The 2,198-nt window shown below is 51.5% G+C and carries 4 protein-coding genes; 1 reads left to right on the top strand and 3 read right to left on the bottom strand.

Annotated elements, in window-relative coordinates:
- The 3 genes from DBO31_RS08760 to DBO31_RS08750 form a co-directional block, all read right to left on the bottom strand.
- Positions 1 to 239: twin-arginine translocase TatA/TatE family subunit (locus DBO31_RS08760; protein ID WP_113855858.1), on the bottom strand; the 239-nt coding region annotated here is incomplete at its 3' end.
- A gap of 14 nt (positions 240 to 253) precedes the next feature.
- On the bottom strand, positions 254 to 826 hold the full coding sequence (locus DBO31_RS08755; RefSeq protein ID WP_059075818.1) for a chromate transporter: 573 nt from the start codon (positions 824 to 826) through the stop codon (positions 254 to 256).
- A 17-nt stretch (positions 827 to 843) separates the two neighbouring features.
- Positions 844 to 1,428 carry a chromate transporter gene (locus tag DBO31_RS08750; protein WP_059075817.1) on the bottom strand — a complete coding sequence of 195 codons (585 nt, stop codon included), beginning with the start codon at positions 1,426 to 1,428 and terminating at the stop codon, positions 844 to 846.
- 138 nt (positions 1,429 to 1,566) lie between these two features.
- Here DBO31_RS08750 and DBO31_RS08745 point away from each other — a divergent pair.
- Positions 1,567 to 2,198, top strand: a 632-nt coding sequence (locus tag DBO31_RS08745; protein WP_150824958.1) for a LysR family transcriptional regulator, incomplete at its 3' end; no start/stop codon positions are given.

The following is a 2,198-nucleotide window of genomic DNA, read 5'->3' as shown; positions in this document are numbered from 1 at the left end:
GTAGACGGCCGGTGAGACGTTTCATCGTTTTCTTTTGATGATACATCCGATGATTCTTCCGGTTTCGTCTGTGACGTATCGGTCTGTTCTGACGATGAGTCATCGTCTTTCCGGACTTCTGCCCGGAACTCCCGCAGGCTCGTTCCCAGCGCCTTTCCCAGGCCGGCAACTTTTTTGCCTCCAAAGAGGACGACGACAATGAGTAAAATCAGGATAAGTTCTTGTGTTCCCAGATGCATAACAGTCTCCTTTCTTATACAGGCAGGATGCCCATGAGTCCCAGTACGAGGCCCAGAACGCCCGATCCGATGAGGACTTTGATGACGCCGATTTTACGGCGGATAGCCATCAGCGCCAGGATGAGGACGAGGATGGCAGCCGGACTGAAAGCCCCAAAGTCTTCCGGCACCGATTCAGTGCTCCACACGGCGAGCCAGACAAAGCTGAGGCTGGCCGCACAGATCAGTCCGACGACAGCCGGGCGCAATCCGTTCAATACGCCGCGGATGGGACCGATATTGCCGTATTTGAAGAACACCCGGGCCAGGATGATTCCCAGAATCAGGGACGGAGCGACAAATCCGGCCGTCGCACAGATAGCACCGCCGAGACCGGCGATTTTCGTCCCGGCAAAGGTAGCCGCATTGATGCCAATCGGGCCGGGTGTCATTTGTGAAATGGTGAATATATCGACAAATTCACTCATAGACAGCCAGTGGAAGGTATCGACCACCGATGCCTGGATGAGCGGCATGGAAGCATAACCGCCGCCGACACAGAAAATGCCGACTTTGCAGAATTCCCAGAATAATTGCCAGTAAATCATGATCTATCTCCCCCCTTTTAATCATACCTGGCATCACGCATACATAACAGCCCGATGATGCCATCGATGAGGACCAGATACATGAGGTTCACGTCGAAGACGACATTGGCAATGAACGTAGCGGCAATGATGACCAGCGGCAGGACGAGCTTTTTTTTGCACTGCTTCATCAGCAGATTGATGCCTACATTGACCATGAGGGCTGTAGCACCGCACTGCATGCCCCGCAGGATCATCTTGACTATCTGGCTCTGGATAAAGAAATCATAGCAGTAAGAAATAATGGTCAAGGTAATGAGCGGCGGCAGCACCGTCGCAATGAGGGCGGTCAGTGTACCGGCGATACCGGCCATGCGGTATCCCAGGATGATGGCACTGTTACAGGCAATGACACCGGGCATGGACTGGGCAATGGCGACCATATCCAGCGTTTCTTTGTCGCTGATCCAGTGGTATTCATCAACGTATTTGGCCTTGAGAAGGGGCACGATGACATAGCCGCCGCCAACGGTAAAGGCACTAATAATAAATGTGGATTTAAATAAGACCCAGAAAAAATGGGCATCCCGGCGGGGATGTTCCAATGTGGTTTCTTCTTCCATCGGTAGTTCCTCCTTTATCAGACAGGTGCAATTGTTTCCTCGTTTCTATCTGGAATTATACCAGCATTCGTGCTATATTAAAAATATAATTTTAATTTAGCAAATATATATTTTTCATATAGTAAGGAAGGGGTATCCATGGATTTACGACAACTCCGGTATTTCGTCGCCGTCGTCGAGGAAGGACAGATCACGGCAGCGGCCCGGCAGCTTCATATGGCACAGCCGCCACTATCCCAGCAGATACAGTTACTGGAAAAAGAGCTGGAAGTAGATTTGTTTATCCGGGAGCACCGTCACATGGAACTGACGGAAGCGGGAAAACTGCTCTATGAACGGGCCCGGCAGATCCTGAATCTCAGCGATTCGGCCAGGCGGGAAATCCGCGATTTCAGGCAGGGACTCAAAGGAACGCTGCACATCGGTACCGTATCGAGCTCAGGCAGTGTCATCCTCAGTTCGGCCATGCGCGATTTTCATCAGAAGCATGAAAGCGTTCATTTCGAAATTTATGATGGCAATACCTTTGAGGTCATCGATATGCTGCACAAAGGCCTGGTTGAAATCGGCATTGTCCGCACGCCGTTCAAGGCCGGATCTTTCCATTGTAAAATACTCAACGAAGAACCGATGGTGGCCGCACTGCCCCGGGAACTGGACTGGTGTCCCGACCGGACTCATATTACCCTCCGGGAACTCAATCAGAAACCGCTCATCATCTACCGGCGCTTCAACCAGCTCCTTCAGGATATCTGCACCAGCCAGGATAT

The sequence above is a fragment of the Megasphaera sp. DJF_B143 genome, from assembly GCF_900320625.1.
In the GTDB taxonomy this organism is placed as follows: Bacteria; Bacillota; Negativicutes; order Veillonellales; family Megasphaeraceae; genus Megasphaera; species Megasphaera hexanoica.
The sequence above is the reverse complement of the archived record's forward strand: the minus strand, read 5'-3'. Positions and strand labels throughout refer to the sequence as shown.

Excerpts from the sequence above, each read along its gene's own strand:
- DBO31_RS08755 (WP_059075818.1), bottom strand. The coding sequence starts at position 826 with ATGATTTACTGGCAATTATTCTGGGAATTCTGCAAAGTCGGCATTTTC.
- DBO31_RS08750 (WP_059075817.1), bottom strand. The coding sequence starts at position 1,428 with ATGGAAGAAGAAACCACATTGGAACATCCCCGCCGGGATGCCCATTTT.